Annotated in this window: 12 protein-coding genes; 8 read left to right on the top strand and 4 right to left on the bottom strand. The window is 73.2% G+C overall.

From position 1 onward, the window contains the following. The first annotated feature begins 42 nt into the window (after positions 1–42). Positions 43–738 (top strand): HAD family hydrolase, encoded by a 696-nt coding sequence (locus tag WMF45_RS49305; protein WP_437714177.1) that lies wholly within the window; start codon positions 43–45, stop codon positions 736–738. 107 nt (positions 739–845) lie between these two features. Here WMF45_RS49305 and WMF45_RS49300 read toward each other — a convergent pair whose 3' ends face one another. Further along, complete coding sequence (locus WMF45_RS49300; RefSeq protein WP_231864596.1) at positions 846–1,430, bottom strand: RNA polymerase sigma factor; 585 nt, start codon at positions 1,428–1,430, stop codon at positions 846–848. A gap of 285 nt (positions 1,431–1,715) precedes the next feature. Between WMF45_RS49300 and WMF45_RS49295 the strand changes: the two genes are divergently transcribed. Together WMF45_RS49295 and WMF45_RS49290 are read left to right on the top strand one after the other, a co-directional pair. After that, on the top strand, positions 1,716–3,140 hold the full coding sequence (locus WMF45_RS49295) for an ATP phosphoribosyltransferase regulatory subunit (protein ID WP_437714174.1): 1,425 nt from the start codon (positions 1,716–1,718) through the stop codon (positions 3,138–3,140). A 112-nt stretch (positions 3,141–3,252) separates the two neighbouring features. Beyond that, entirely contained in the window at positions 3,253–4,536 is a 1,284-nt protein-coding gene (locus WMF45_RS49290) for an adenylosuccinate synthase (RefSeq protein ID WP_437714172.1), read from the top strand. Between the two features lie 85 nt (positions 4,537–4,621). On the opposite strand, the gene WMF45_RS49285 is transcribed toward WMF45_RS49290, so the two are convergent. Further along, entirely contained in the window at positions 4,622–5,134 is a 513-nt protein-coding gene (locus WMF45_RS49285) for a hypothetical protein (RefSeq protein ID WP_437714171.1), read from the bottom strand. A 560-nt stretch (positions 5,135–5,694) separates the two neighbouring features. Here WMF45_RS49285 and WMF45_RS49280 point away from each other — a divergent pair. Both WMF45_RS49280 and WMF45_RS49275 read left to right on the top strand, forming a co-directional pair. After that, positions 5,695–6,600: a class I SAM-dependent methyltransferase gene (locus WMF45_RS49280; protein WP_437714169.1), complete on the top strand. Its 906-nt coding sequence runs from the start codon at positions 5,695–5,697 to the stop codon at positions 6,598–6,600. A 462-nt stretch (positions 6,601–7,062) separates the two neighbouring features. Beyond that, positions 7,063–7,917, top strand: a complete 855-nt coding sequence (locus WMF45_RS49275; RefSeq protein ID WP_437714167.1) for a DUF4142 domain-containing protein — start codon at positions 7,063–7,065, stop codon at positions 7,915–7,917. A gap of 18 nt (positions 7,918–7,935) precedes the next feature. Here the strand turns inward: WMF45_RS49275 and WMF45_RS49270 are convergent, their stop codons facing one another. Then, positions 7,936–8,604, bottom strand: coding sequence for a hypothetical protein (locus WMF45_RS49270; protein WP_044967360.1), 669 nt, complete (start codon positions 8,602–8,604; stop codon positions 7,936–7,938). Positions 8,605–8,790: 186 nt separating this feature from the next. Here WMF45_RS49270 and WMF45_RS49265 point away from each other — a divergent pair, with 186 nt between their 5' ends. The 3 genes from WMF45_RS49265 (at position 8,791) to WMF45_RS49255 (ending at position 12,358) form a co-directional block, all read left to right on the top strand. After that, a complete protein-coding gene (locus tag WMF45_RS49265) occupies positions 8,791–9,960 on the top strand; it encodes a hypothetical protein (protein ID WP_437714165.1) in 1,170 nt (389 codons plus the stop codon). After that, positions 9,957–11,018, top strand: coding sequence for a tetratricopeptide repeat protein (locus tag WMF45_RS49260; RefSeq protein ID WP_437714163.1), 1,062 nt, complete (start codon positions 9,957–9,959; stop codon positions 11,016–11,018). The genes WMF45_RS49265 and WMF45_RS49260 overlap by 4 nt, the downstream gene beginning before the upstream one ends. A 245-nt stretch (positions 11,019–11,263) precedes the next feature. Then, the gene (locus WMF45_RS49255) at positions 11,264–12,358 is read left to right on the top strand and encodes a hypothetical protein (RefSeq protein ID WP_437714161.1); all 1,095 of its coding nucleotides are present in this window, start codon (positions 11,264–11,266) and stop codon (positions 12,356–12,358) included. Positions 12,359–12,389: 31 nt separating this feature from the next. Here the strand turns inward: WMF45_RS49255 and WMF45_RS49250 are convergent, their stop codons facing one another. Then, the gene (locus WMF45_RS49250) at positions 12,390–14,342 is read right to left on the bottom strand and encodes a protein kinase domain-containing protein (protein WP_437714159.1); all 1,953 of its coding nucleotides are present in this window, start codon (positions 14,340–14,342) and stop codon (positions 12,390–12,392) included. Between the last annotated feature and the right edge of the window lie 31 nt (positions 14,343–14,373).

Raw genomic sequence — 14,373 nt, 5'->3', positions numbered from 1 at the left:
GTACCTTCCGTCAGCGAGGGCACCAGCGTAGGCTCTCTGGCGATGCTCACTCCCACGGTGGTCGTGTTCGACCTGGACGGTACGTTGATCGACAGTCGGGGCGACATCGTGGCGGCGGTGAACCATGCGCTGGTGGCGACGGGCCGGGCCCCGCTGCCTGGGCAGGTGATCGTCCGGTACGTGGGCGACGGCGCGCGCGCGCTGTGTGCGCGCGCGGCCAGGCTCCCCGAGACATCCGAGCGCGTCGAGGACGTCCTCCGCCACTTCCTCGACTACTACGAGCGGCACCCGCTCGACTTCACCCGCTGGATGCCCGGCGCGCAGGAGATGCTCGAGAGGCTCTCGGACCTCGGCGATCTCGCGCTCTGCGTCTGCACGAACAAGCCGCGCTCGACCACGGACGCGGTGCTCGCCGCGCTCGGGGTCGGCGCGCGCTTCCGCGCGGTGGTCGCGGGCGGCGACGTCCCCGCCAAGAAGCCGGATCCGGCGCCGCTGCTCCACCTCGCGGCGCGCGTCGGCGTCCAGCCGCACAAGATGGTGATGGTCGGCGACGGCCCCCAGGACATCGAGTGCGCTCGCCGCGCGGGCGCGCGGTCGATCGCCGTCCTCGGCGGCTTCGCATCGCAGGACGAGCTCCTCGACGCCCACCCCGACGTGCTCCTCCGTACCATGGGAGAGCTCTGGGACGTCCTCCGCCGCTGGCGCGACGCGACGGTCAGGCTCTCCACCGTTCGTTAGCTGCACACCCCTGGTGTGGTGCGCGTCGGATCTGCGCGCGCGGCCGGCCTGCACGCGCGGCCAACCTCCCTCCCCGCACGCGCAGGACGTCGCCGCCCGCGCGCCCCTCAGGCCGCGACGCCCTCGGCGATCTCGCGCCCGAACGCCGTCGCGTTGAGGATCGCGCGCAGGCGCACGCGCGCCCGGTGGAGCCGCGAGCGGACGGCGCTCTCGCTCACGGCGAGCTTCTGCGCGATCTCCTGGAGGCCGAGGTCCTCGTGGTAGTGCGCGAGCACCACGTCGCGGTAGTCGTCCGGCAGCTCGCAGAGCGCCTCGCGGACGTACGCCTCCCGCTCCGCCGCGGACGCGGCGTCGTCCTCGCCGATCGTGCTGCGCATCGTCGGCAAGAGGCCGAGCTCCTCGAAGTCGAGCCCCTCGACGATGCGCGCGCGCTGCCGCCGCTGCGACCGCATCAGCATGAGCGCCTCGTTCGCCGTCACGCGGAAGAGCCACGTCGTGAAGCTCGAGTCGCCGCGGAACGAGCGGATCGTCCGCACCACCTGCAGCAGCGTCGACTGCACGAGGTCGAGCCGGTCCTCGTCGGACACGGGGTAGCGCGCGAGCTGCCGCTCCACGTGCGGGCGGATGAGCCGCGTGAGCTCGTCGAGCGACTCCCGATCGCCGTCCTTCGCACGGCAGATGACCTCGGCCAACGGGCCCGCGCTCGCGGCGCGGGGCGAGGGGCGCGGCCCGACAACGCCGGGCGGGGTGAGACCGCAGGGCGCCGGAGGAGTCTCAGGCCTCGTGCTGGCGCTCGGTACATCGGTCGGAACGGCGGTCAGAGCCATGAGCCATCTCTCCGTCGAGGGCGCCGCGTGCGCTTCCGGCCCACGGGCCCGGTGGTGCGCACCGACCAGCAAAGGCCTTGCCACGGCAAGCTCAACGGACGTGCGCGCCGCGTGCGCACCGCGTGCTCAGCCGGTATAAGCGGGGCCACGATGTCCAGCGACGCTCCGCGATGGGAAGCCCCCCGAGGGGGAAACAGCCACGTTCCGACGCCCGAGGTGGACAGGCCAGCGCCGTCCGCCTCCGCCCCGCCGCGTGCGCTGGCCCACCCGCTGCCCGCCGGGATGCGCGATCTCCTCCCCGAGGAGGCGCGGCGCCGGCGCGCGCTCGCCAAGCGCGTGCTCGATCACTTCGTGCTGTGCGGCTACCAGCCGGTCTCGCTGCCCGCGTTCGAGTTCGCCGAGGTGCTCGAGCGCGGGCTCGGCACGCTCGACGCCGCGGACGTGCTGCGCTTCATCGAGCCCGAGTCGGGCGAGGTGGCCGCGCTCCGCCCGGACATGACCCCGCAGATCGCGCGGCTCGTGGCCACGCGGCTCGCGGACGCGCCCCGCCCCATCCGCCTCTGCTACGAGGGCACGGTCCTCCGCCGCCGCCAGGGGCGGGCGCGGCGCCACAGGCAGATCCCGCAGGCCGGCGTCGAGCTCTACGGCGTCGGCACGCTCGCCGGTGAGCTCGAGATCCTCCGCCTCGCCGCCTCCGCGGTGCGGGAGGCCGGCCTCGAGCACTTCGTCGTGGACCTCGGCCACGCGATGATCGCGCGCGCGCTGCTCGACGCCGTCCCGGCGGGGCTCGCGGCCGAGCTCTCGGAGGTGCTCGAGCTGAAGGACGCCTCCCGCCTCGCCGCCGTGCTCGCGAGCCCGAAGGCCGCCGACGTCCCGCGCCGCATCGTCGCGGCCATCGCCGCGCTGCCGGACCTCGCGGGCGGCGGCGCGGCCGACCCGGACGGCGCCGCGGTCTTCGACCGCGCCACGCGCCTGCTCACCGGCACGCCCGCCGAGGCGCCGCTCGCCGAGCTCCGCGCGCTCTGGGACGCGGCGAGGGCGAGCCCCGAGCTCGGCCCGGCGCTCCGGGTCGACCTCGGCGAGCTCCGCGGTCTGGCGTACTATACGGGTGCAATTTTCCACGTGCTGGCCGATGGCCCCGGGGAGGCGATCGCGGCGGGCGGGCGCTACGACATGCTGCTCTCCCGCTTCGGCCTGCCGATGCCGGCCGTCGGCTTCGCGCTGAACCTCGACGCGATCGCCTGGGCGCGCGACGTCGCGGGCGCGGCGGACGAGCCGGCGCTGCGGGTGCTCGTCGCTGTGCGGCCGGAGCGCGCCGCGTCGCTCGCGGCGGCGCTGCGGGGGCTGGGCCTCCCGGCCGTGACGCACGCGCCGGACCAGGATCCGGAGGGGTACGCGCTGTCCTGGCGGTTCTCTCACCTGGTGCGGGAGCGGGACGGGGCGCTTGTGGTCGAGGCGACATCCGGCGGCGAGGCCGCGACGAGCGCGAGCGCCGTTCCGGCGGCCCTCGACGACGCCGCGGCGGCCCAGGCGATCGTGCTGAAGACGGGGGCAGGACGTCCGGGCGGCAAGTAGACGCTCGCTCGGCAAGCGAGCCTGGGGTAAAGGCGAACCTGGACCCGGACGGAGCCGCTCGGAGTGACGAGCGGGCCGAGGCCGGGCCACGTGATCCAAGAGGAGCTTCGGAATGACCGCGATCGTGATCGTCGGCGCACAGTGGGGCGACGAGGGCAAGGGCAAGGTCGTCGACCTTTATACGGAGAGCGCCGACCTCGTGGTGCGCTACGCCGGCGGACCCAACGCCGGCCACACGCTGGTGGTGGGCGGGGAGAAGCTCATCGTTCGGCTCATCCCGAGCGGCATCCTCCGCTCGAACGCCCGCTGCGTGATGGCGCAGGGCATGGTGGTCGATCCCGGGGTGCTCGTCTCCGAGATCGACGCGGTGGAGGCGCGGGGCTGCTCGACGCAGGGGCGGCTGTTCGTGTCCGATCGCGCGCACCTGATCTTGCCGTTCCACCCGCTCGTCGACTCGCTCCGCGAGGCGGCGGCGGCGGACGGCGTGCGGCTCGGGACGACCAAGCGCGGCATCGGCCCCTGCTACGAGGACAAGGCGTCGCGGCGCGGGGCGCGGCTCGGCGATCTGCGCGACATGAAGCGGCTCGCGCAGCTCGTGTCGCGCTCGATCGAGGCGTGGACGCCGACGCTGCGCGCGCTGGGCGGCGAGCCGCCGTCGCTCGACGCGATCCTCGACGAGCTCACGCCGCTGGCGAAGCGCATCACGCCGCTGCTCGCCGACACGTCGCAGCTCATCGACGGCGCGCTCCGCCGCGGCGAGCGCGTGCTCCTCGAGGGGGCGCAGGGGACGTTGCTCGACATCGATCACGGCACGTTCCCGTTCGTGACGTCGTCGTCGGCGATCGCGGGGGGCGCGTGCGTCGGCGCCGGGGTCGGCCCGACGCGCATCCGCCGCGTGCTCGGCCTGGCGAAGGCGTACTGCACGCGCGTGGGCGAGGGGCCGTTCCCGACCGAGCTCAACGGCCCGCTCGGCGAGCGGCTCCGGTCGGTGGGCGGCGAGTACGGCTCGGTGACGGGCCGGCCGCGGCGGACCGGATGGCTGGACCTGCCGGCGCTGCGCTACGCGGCGCGGGTGAACGGCCTCGACGGGATCGCGCTCACCAAGCTCGACGTGCTGACCGGCATGCCGGAGCTCAAGGTCTGCGTCGCCTACGACACGCCGTCGGGCCGCACGCGCGAGTTCCCGATCGACGACATCGCGACGGCCAAGCCGGTGCTCGAGACGGTGGCCGAGTGGAGCGAGTCGATCGACGCCGCCCGCTCCATGACGGAGCTGCCCGCTGCAGCGCGGCACTATGTCGAGATGGTCGAGAAGGAGACCGGCGTGCCGGTCGACGTCGTCTCGGTCGGCGCGGACCGCGAGGCGACGATCGTGCGGCGCAACGCGTTCGCGTGAGGGGCGGGACCTCGGCTCACCGCAGTGGGCGATGAGCCGCCGTCTCGTCCAGTGGGACGGTTGTTACGACGTGCAGCGTTGAAGATTACTGGCCCGAGCCGCCGCCCGGCGTGTGGGAGCCGCCGTTCTTGCTACCGCCGCCGGGCGTGCCGCCCCGCTGGCCGCTGCCGCCGCCCGGCGTGGTGGTCCCGCCCGGCGTGCCGGTTCCGCCGCCCGGCGCGTAAGCCCCTCCCCCCGGCGTGCCGCCGGTGCCCGGCGCGCCGCCCGTGCTCGGCGTGCCGCCGGTGCCCGGCGTGCCTCCCGGCGTGCCGCCGGTCGTGCCGCCGGTGCCCGGTCTGCGCTGGGTGCCGCTGCCCCACTCCTGCGTGCCGCCCTGGGTGCCTTGCCCGCTCTGGGCGCCTCCGCCCGGCTCTCCCATCTCTCCAGGCATCGTACCCGCGCCGGGCGTTCCGCTCTCGGGCGCTCCTGGGGTTCCAGGCGCGCCGGGGGTCTCTCCGCCCGCCGGTGTGGGCGCCGGCGAGGCCGCCTCTCCGCCTCGATTGCCCCCACAGGCCATGAGCGGCAGCGCGGTCAGGACTACCAGAAACATGCTTCGCATGATGTGTCTCCCAGGTCGTTTGCGTTTGCGGCTCGTGCCGAGCCGCCGGCGATGCGGACGCGCCCGTGCGCGCGAAGGCCGCCTCCGGAGCCTGGCGGCGTAGCGTCCCGCGCTCGACATGCTGGGGCCGGATCCGGCCCTCGGGATCGAGACGACGCCGGAACGACGCATCGGGCCGCGCCCGATCGAGAGCCGTTAACCCCTCGGGACACGAACAACGCCTGACGCCGGCCGGCGCGCGCTCGACGACAGGCGCTCAGCCGGTCACGGAGCGAGCGAATCGATCCACACGCGCCACACGCCACGGCGCCCGGGCCGCGCTGGCCCAGCTCCGGCGACAGGGCAGCGGCGTGCTCATCAGAAGCCGCGCGGGAGGGGGCGCCGCCTGCGCGCCGCGGTCCTCGGGCTCGCGGCCCTTGCGCCCGCCGCGCCAGGCCTCTTGTGCTCCGCCCAAGGCTGCTCGCCTGGCGGTGACGGCGCGCTCCCGCTCCCTTGAAGGCGTCTGGACATATCGTCGGCACAAGCACGCTTTACAGCCCGGGCCGAACGGCTCACCCGCTGTGCGCCGCTCGACAGATCGACGCCGCTGGAAGAAGGTGGGGCGAAGTCAGCGGGGAGAAGTTCGCTCTTCCTCCATGGGATCGACTATTCTGTCCATTCCTATGGCCGAGAACAGCTACGTGTTTGCGGGTTCGGAGCGTGCGCGAGAGCTGGAGCGCCTGCGGCGGATCGAGGGATTCTTCGACCCTGGCAGCCGGCGCCTTCTCAAGGCGTCCGGGATGGGGCCCGGCTGGAGCTGCCTCGAGGTGGGAGCCGGCGCCGGGTCGATCGCCTGCTGGATGGCAGAGCGCGTGGGCCTCGAGGGCGAGGTGGTCGCGGTCGACCTCGATGTCGGGTTCATGGACGCTTCTCCGCCGCCGGGCGTCCGGATCATCGAGGGCGACATTCGCCAGCTCAATTTCCACGCGGCGCGCTTCGATCTGGTGCACGCCCGCTACGTGCTCGTTCACAATGCGGATTTCCAGGAACTCCTCGACGCCATGCTCGCAGCGCTGAAGCCCGGCGGCCACCTGGTGCTCGAGGAGCCGGACTTCACCGCGGCGAGGGGCGCCTCCGGTCCCGATATCGAGGCGTTCGATCGGGTCAATCGGTCGATCCTCGCGATGTTCGAGGCCGACGGCAAGGACCCCGGCCTCGGCCTGCGCCTGCCCGCGATCCTGACGTCGCGAGGGCTCGCCATCGAGGCCGTCGAGAACGAGGCGCCGCTGTGCCCGGGCGGTCACCCGCTGTCCGAGATCATGAGCCTCTCAGCCACCCAGCTCCAGCACAGGCACCTCGCGACAGGGCGGGTCAGCGCGGAAGATCTCGCCGGCTACGCCCGGTTCGCGGCCGATCCGTCGGCGTGGGGTGTCTACTATGGCACCGTCGGCGTCCTGGCCCGCAAACCGGCCAGGATCTCCGACTGACGTCCTTCTCCCGCCCGGGCGGCCAGGTGACGGTGCCAGTGACCAAGATCCCGATTCCGGGCCCGTCCTCCCGCAAAGCAGCAAACTCCGTCCTGCGCTCTCCGTCGGGCCCGGACATGGCACAACGCTGATCCTCCGACAGCGCCGCTCCCGGCCCCCGCCCGCCCTCCGGCAGGGATTCCAGCGCCTCCGCCCGGGCGGGTGCCCGCGTCCGTTCATCGACGTCGAGAGGTGGCACCTCTGCGCCGGTCCGTCGCGCGGCACGGACGATTCAGCCGATCCTGCGCGCTGGTGAGAATTGCCTATTTGATCTTCTCGCGGCTTGCGTCTCCCAACAACAGTTCAAGATACGTGACGGGGCGGGCCAGGCATCACCGCCGAGCGCTCCAGCGCCGGCCCCGCTTCCGTCAATGACATGGGGGAATTATGAACATTCGAGTCGACTCTCTTCGTTTTGCATGGATGGCAGCCCTCGCGCTCGCGGGGACCAGCGCCTGCTCCGTCGCGGCGGGAGACGGTGTTCTGGTGGCGGCGGACGAGGACAGCTCGGAGGAGGCGGTCGAGTCCACCTCACAGGCCTTCTCGCTCACCATGCCGCAGCTCGCCGCGGTGCTCGCCGCCTTCAACACGCTCGAGCTCAGCGACGCGCAGATGGCCCGCGCCAAGGCGTCGGACCCGCACGTCATCGAGCTCGCCGAGCAGCTGTTCGACTATCACACCGCCGCGAGCCAGCAGCTCGCGCTCGCGCTCACGCAGATGGGCATGGCGCCGGTGGACAACGAGATCAGCGTGGCGCTGATCGAGCAGGGCGCGACGGATCAGCAGCAGCTCACGGGGCTCGCGGGGCCCAGCTTCGACTGGACGTTCGTCAACGTTCAGATCTATCGACACCGGGAGTTCCTCGCCCACATCCAGGAGCAGATGGCCATCGTGGGGCCCGAGCTGCACCCGGGGCTCTCTCACCTCGTCCCGGAGGTCCTGAGCGCCACGAAGCGGAACCTCTCGTTCGCCACGTCGCTCCTCGCGCTCATCGGCAGCCCGTACATCCCGGAGGGCGGCTATCCGCCTGGCGTTCCCTACTACGGCAATTACGGGAACTATGGGAACTACGTCGACTACGGCAATTACGGGAACTACGGCAATTACGGGAACTACGGCAACTACGGCGGCGGCTTCGCCAACAGCGCGCCTTCCTACGGCCCCGTCTACTTCGGCGCCAACGGGCCCTACTCGCCCGCCGTCTCCCCGTACTACGGGGTTTACGGCCGCAGCGCGCCGTCCGGCTTCGGCGCGCCCGGCCCGTACCCCCGCCCGTGAGCCGAGGGGCGCGGCGCGCTACAGGCGGCGCCGTGCCCGGCCGCGATCCGGGATGACCGCGTGGATCTCCGCCTCGCTGAAGCCAGCCGCCCTGTAGAGACGCTTCAGGTGCACAAGCTCGATGTGCGCGCTCTTCGCCACCGAGGCGCGGATGCGGTCGAGCACGCTCAGCCGCTCCAGCGGCAGCCGGGTCGCCTCGACCGTCGAGCGCACCGCCGCCGCCGCCGACTTCACCTCGGCCGCCGCGGCCTGCGCCTTGTCCAGGCTGAGCTTCGGGTGGATCCCCGAGCCGAGCAGCTGCGCGAGCACCTCCAGCCGATCCGGCTGCCCCGTGAGATCGCCGTCCTCGTCGTCGGCGAAATAGGCCACGCCGCCCGGGAACAGGATCGACAGCGCAGGATCCGCGGAGGGGCGCCCCACGGCGTTCCAGACGTCGTCGGCGACCTTGCCGAGCGCGTCGTCGGCGCGCGCGGACTCGGCCTCGACCTTGGCGAGCAGCGGCTCCGCCTCGGAGCGCGCGGCGTTGCGCTGGGCCTCCACCCCGTCGAAGAGCGTCAGCACGGGCACGAGCCGCTGCTCGGCGAGCTCCCGGAGGGGCCCGCCCTTCGCAGAAGCGCTGTGGAGCGTCGCGCGCACGTCACCGATGATGTCGTCCGCTGGCGCATCCTTGCGAATCACCTCGCCCATGATGTCGATCCTCCTCAGGCTCCAAGGCTGCGGAGTCCAGCGATACACGACCCGCGAACGCCCCCCGTCGACGCTGTCACCTCGGGCACCATAACGGACCAACGCCCACCCGATCAACCGGATCGCAGCCCTGCGCCGTCGGCCCCGGCGTGAGCCTCCAGTGCGCCTCCCTGGTACACTCTCGCCGTGCACCTCGGCCCGCTGCTGCTCACGGCCCTGCTCGTCCTCCCGCTCGCCGCGCACGCCGGACAGGCTGGCGATCTGGTCGCCGCCGCGGCGGCCGCGGGGCGCCCGCCCGAGTGCGCGGCGCGATCCGGCCGGGCCATCGCGCGGGGGCCCACCGTCTGGGAGCGCGCGCGGGCGCCCGAGCTCCCGCGCTACTGCGACCTGCTCGCGCGCGGCCAGGCGCAGCTCGGCGGCGACGCCGGGGCGGCGCGCGAGTCGGCGCGCCTCGCCGACCAGCTCCTCCCGGGGCACGCCGCGCCGCAGGTCCTGCTCGCCCGCGCCGCCCTCGCGCTCGGCTCGCCCGAGGACGCGGCGCGCGCCTTCGAGCGGGCGCGGAGCGTCGATCCCCGCAGCGTCGAGGATCCGCAGACGATGCACGACCTCGCGCGCTCGCTCGCCCGCACCGGCAAGCGCGGCGAGGCAATCGCGATCTACCGCGCGCTCGTCCCGCGGATCGATCTGCTCGGGACCGCGGACCAGCGCGCGCTCGTGCTGCTCGAGGCGGCGCACCTGTCGATGGCCACGGCGGGCGCGGCGTCCGTCGCCGACGCGAGCGGGAGGCCACCGGCAGGCGCGCACGGAGAGGCGGCCGCCCGGAGGGACCTCGACGAGGCGATCGCCTACCTGCGCGAGGCGCGCCTGCGCGCGCAGACGCAGCTCGCCCGCGACGTCACGCTGTCGCTCGCGCTCGCGCTGGACCGCTCCGGCGACAAGGCCCAGGCGGACGCCGCGCTCGAAGGCGAGGCGACCGCCCTGGAGCCCGCGCGCCCGCGCGGGGAGGGCGCGCGCGGGCGCGCGGAAAACCAGAGCGCCGGCGCGGCCGCGCGCGAGCGGACCGCGGACGACCTCGCCAGCGCGGCGGCGCGCCTGCGCACCGTCGAGTACCTCGCGGTCCCGGAGGACAGGCTCGCCCTCGAGGCGCTCGCGCTGGAGCGGGCCATGACGGCGGCCGCGATCGCGCGCTGGGAGGCGTACCTGTCGGGCGCCGGCGGCCAGGGGCCGTGGGCCCCGGCGGCGCGCGCGCGCCTCGACGCGCTCCGGCGAGGCGCCGGCGGCGGAGGCCACCGGCCCGCGCGCGCCCCGCAGGAGCGGAGCGCGGCGCCGCGGCCAACCACGGGAGGGGCGCGGTGACGCGGCCATCGCCCCCGCCCCGGCGGTCGCCCCTGCCGCGGCGCTCGCGCCTGCCGCGGCGGTCGCGCCTGCCGGGCGTCGCGGCGCTCCTCGCGTTCGCGCTCGCGGCGGGGCCCCTCCACGCGGCGCCGACCGTCTGGTCCCGCGCGCTCGATCCGGCGGCCGACGAGCGCGAAGAGCTCATCTCCCAGGCGGACGCGCTCCTCGCGCGGTACGACCAGCTCCGGCGCTCGCCGCTCCTGGAGCGGGTCGAGGAGATCGGCCCGCTCTGGCTGCGCGAGGCGCGCGCCCTGTACGAGCGCGCCGGCGCGGCGACGTCGCGCACCCCTTCGGTGCGGCTGCGCTACGCCGACATCCTGGAGCACCTCGGCGACGTGCAGGGCGCCGCCGCGACGCTCGAGGGGCTCCTGCGGCTCCAGCCTCCGGCGCCTTTCCGGGCCGACGCGTGGCACGCGCTGGCGGTCTGCTACGCGCGGCTCGGCAGGTACACGGACGAGATCGAGGCGTACGACGAGGCGCTGGTGCTCGAGCCGCACGCTGTCTCGCGAGCGCTGCTGCTGGCCAACCAGGCCGAGGCCTACATGGCGCTCGGCGACATCACGTCGGCGGTCGAGGGGTACCGCGCCTCGCTCTCGACCCTCGGGTCGCTCGATATGGTCCGTTACGGCGTGACCACGCTCTGGGGGCTCGCGGTGGCGCTCGACCGGTCCGGCGACCTGGAGGGAGGCATCGAGAACATCCGGCTCGCGAGGACCTACGACCGGGCCGATCAGCAGATCAACGGCGCGGGCTGGTTCTACGTGCCTGCCCACGACGAGGCCTGGTACGCGGCGCTCGGCCACTGGGCCGCGGCGCGGAGCGCCGAGCTCGGCGCCGCGCGCGCGGAGGCCTACCTGCAGGCCGTGACCGCGTGGGAGTCCTACATCGCCCGGGCGCCGGGGAACGATCACTGGCTGCCGCTGGCGAAGGTGCGGCGGGCGCAGTGCGAGAGGGAATCGGAGCAGACGTTGAAGACGCTGAAGCGCCTGCGCAAGCTCGCGGCGCCCGAGCGGCGCTGAGCCGAGGCGCCGCGCGCGTCAGCGTCTGGACGGCCGCGCGCCGCTTTCCGCCCGCGCCGGCGGCGCACGGCGAAGGACGGCCGCGCGTGCGCGTGGTTACCGATGGCGCTCTGGTCGTACAGCGTACAGCGGGCGATGGCGAGAGCCCCCTTTACGACCCCGGCCGGCGGGTTCACCTTAACGTGGTCGCCCTCGCGCGCGGGGGCGGCGCCGGCCAGCTCACCCCGGACGGAGGATCCATCGAGATGCGTGACTCGGTGTTCGATGAGCATGTGCTCTGGTCCGGACGTCCCAAGGTCGTCGCGACGCCGATGCTCTACCTCGTGGGCGCGGCGGTCTGCGGCGTGACCTCCGCGATCAGCACCGCGTCCGCCATCGTCGTGAGCAAGGCGCTCGACGCGTCGCCGAACCAGCTGCTCGCCTTCGCGGCCTGGATGGCGAGCCTCGCGGTGGCGTTCAGCTACCTGCCGCGCTGGTGGCGCTCGGAGCTGGAGTACATGCTCACCGATCGGCACATCGTCGTGCAGCGCGGGAAGCTCCGGCGCTCCATCGAGCGGCGGTCGATCAGCTACGCGCGCATCCACTGGAACCCGAAGCACCCCGGCGTCGGCGACCTCGAGCTCGTCAGGGCGGTGCCGACCGGCGCCCTCCGGCGGCGGCTGTCGATCGTGCTGACCGGGGTCGTGGCCCCGGATCGCGTCTGGGCGATCCTCCGGGGCGTGGTCCCGTCGGCGCCCGCGGGCGACGGTCACCGCCTGCTCTCGCAGCGCCTCGACGAGGGCGAGCGGGTGCTCTGGTCGGCGCACCCGGCCGACGGCTGGCACAAGTGGCTCCCGAACGGCCTGCGCGGCGTCGGCTCGGTGCTGCTCGGCGTGCTCGTCGGCGGCTTCGCGGTGGTCACGGCGGTGCACGCCGTGCGCAGCATCCGCATCGTGACCGCGGCGGGCATGGATCCGGAGAGCGTCTCCTTCGTGGCGCTGGTCGCGTCCCTCTCGCTCACGATCGTGCTGCTCGTCGCCGCGGGCGCGGCGATGCTCTACATGTCGGTGGTGCGCCCGGCGCGGCTCGCGGCGCGGACGCGGTACCTCATCACCGACCGGCGCGTGCTCATCCAGCGGGGCGACGAGGAGCTGCACCTCGATCGCTCGCGCATCGTCGACGTGATCGACGCGCCGGGCGCCGGGGGCCTCCGGGACGTGTTCCTCGTGCTCGACGGCCCGCGCGCCCGCGCCGTCGCCGCGAGCGGCGCCTTCGGCGAGGCCCCGGGCGCCGGGCTCCAGCCGGTGCTGCACCGGGTCACGGACGTGGACTCGGTGCGGCAGATCCTGCGGCCGGCGTAGCCCGCTGCGCGGCGCCGTTCAGACTGCGACCTCATCGCATGGTGGTCGTCGAGTGGAGTCCGATGGTCGGCTCGCCCCCCGCGATGACGTCGACCGGAGCGCGCTTGACCAGGTTGAAGACGCTCACGGGAGGGGCCCCCGGCAGCAGGCTCCTCGCGCCGGCCTCTTCGAAATCGAAGAGCTGCTGCGCGGCCTCGTGGACCGTCGCTTCGACGAGGATCTCCCCGGGCCGCGACGCCCTGGCGAGGTGCGCGGCGGCGTTGACCACCTCGCCGAGCACCGTGTAGTCGAGCCGGCCGTACGCCTGAGATCCGACGGTGCCGGAGAGGACCTGCCCCGTGGAGAGCCCGATGCAGATCCCCTGCGTATACGGCGAGCCCTCGCCGGCGCGGCGCGCCACCGCCGCCATCTGCGCGCGGACGGCCACGCACGCGCTGAGCGCCCGCGACAGGTGATCCGGCCCCTGGAACACCGTCATCACCGCGTCGCCGAGGAACTTGTCCACGCTCCCCCCCTTGGCGACGAGCTCCGGGACGATCACCTCGAAGTTGGCCCGGAGCAGCCTCATGGCCTCGCCGGGCAGCCTCTCCCTGGTCACGGGCGTGAACTGGAAGATGTCGATGAACGCTACCGTGGCCATGACCGCCTCGCTCGCGAGCGCGATCGCGGGGCCCATCTCCCGGATCCGCTCGATCAACGTCGCGCTCGTGAACTGCCGGAGGATCTTGTTCTCCTCGTCCGAGCGGGCGTTCCTCCGCAGCTCCGCGACGTGCTTGATGGTCTTGTCGATGGTCGCCTCGAGATCGCCGCGCTGGATCGGCTTGAGCAGGAAATCGAACGCGCCCTGGTTCATCGCGCTCCGGATGTTCCCCATGTCGCCGTAGGCGGACATCATCACCGTCCTCGCAAAGGGGCTCACCTCGGGGACGCGTCCAAGGAAGGTGAGGCCATCCATCACGGGCATGTTGATATCGGTGACGACGACGTCGATGTCGGGGTGGCGCCGGAGCTCGTCGAGGGCGTTCTCGCCGTTGTCCGCGAAGATGAACTCGTAGACCCGGTCGCGGATCTTCTGCCGGAAGAGCAGCTTCATCATGAGCGCCACGTCGGGCTCGTCGTCGACGATGAGGATCTTGGCGGGGCCCCCGCTGGCCTCGATCACCGCCGCGAACGCCGCCACGAAATCCGCGGCCGACTGGAACCGCTGCGCCGGGTCCTTCGCCAGCGCGCGCTCGAAGAAGCGGTCGAAGCCGGGCAGCAGGCCGGGCACGAGGCTCGACGGCGCCGGGAACGGATCGGTACAGAGGCTGATGAGCAGCTCCCCGATCCCGCTCGCCGCGAAGGGGAGCCGGCCCGTGAGGGCCCTGTAGGTGATGACGCCGAGCGACCAGAGATCGCTCAGGTGATCGGGCACGACGGCGCGCACCTGCTCGGGGCTTATGTACGACGGCGTGCCGACGACCCTGCCGAACGAGCCCTGCTGTTCCTCGTCCGACTCGAAGACCGTCCACACCACGCCGAAATCGAGGAGCTTCACGCACTCCCCTGGCTCCTTCCGCGCCAGGAAGACATTCGCCGGCTTGAGATCGCGGTGGATGATCCCCGCGGAGCTCGCCACCTGCAGGCCAGTGGCGATCTGCCGGAGCAGGGCGAGCGTCGCCGACGGCGAGAGCTGCCCCTCCCGGGTGAGCCTGTCCTCGAGGTCCTCCCCTTCGAGCAGCTCCATGACGATGTACGGGCAATCTTCGTCGATGCCGTAGTCGTATATCTGGACGATGTGCTCGTTCTGGAGCCGCGCGATCGCCGTCGCCTCTCGCTCGAACCGGCGTCGCGCGGAGTCCGAGCTGACATGCTCGGGCGTCATCACCTTGAGCGCCACGGGGCGCCGGAGCACCTGATCGAACGCCTCCCAGATGACGCCCATCCCGCCGCGTCCGATCTCTCGTCTCAGCGCGTACTTCCGCGCGATCGTCCGATTCAGCATGGTGGGCGCAGCGTAGCGAGCTCCGAGCGCG

The sequence above is a fragment of the Sorangium sp. So ce448 genome (assembly GCF_051520915.1).
Taxonomy (GTDB): Bacteria; Myxococcota_A; Polyangia; order Polyangiales; family Polyangiaceae; genus Sorangium; species Sorangium cellulosum_B.
This window is presented reverse-complemented; position numbering and strand designations above follow the sequence as displayed.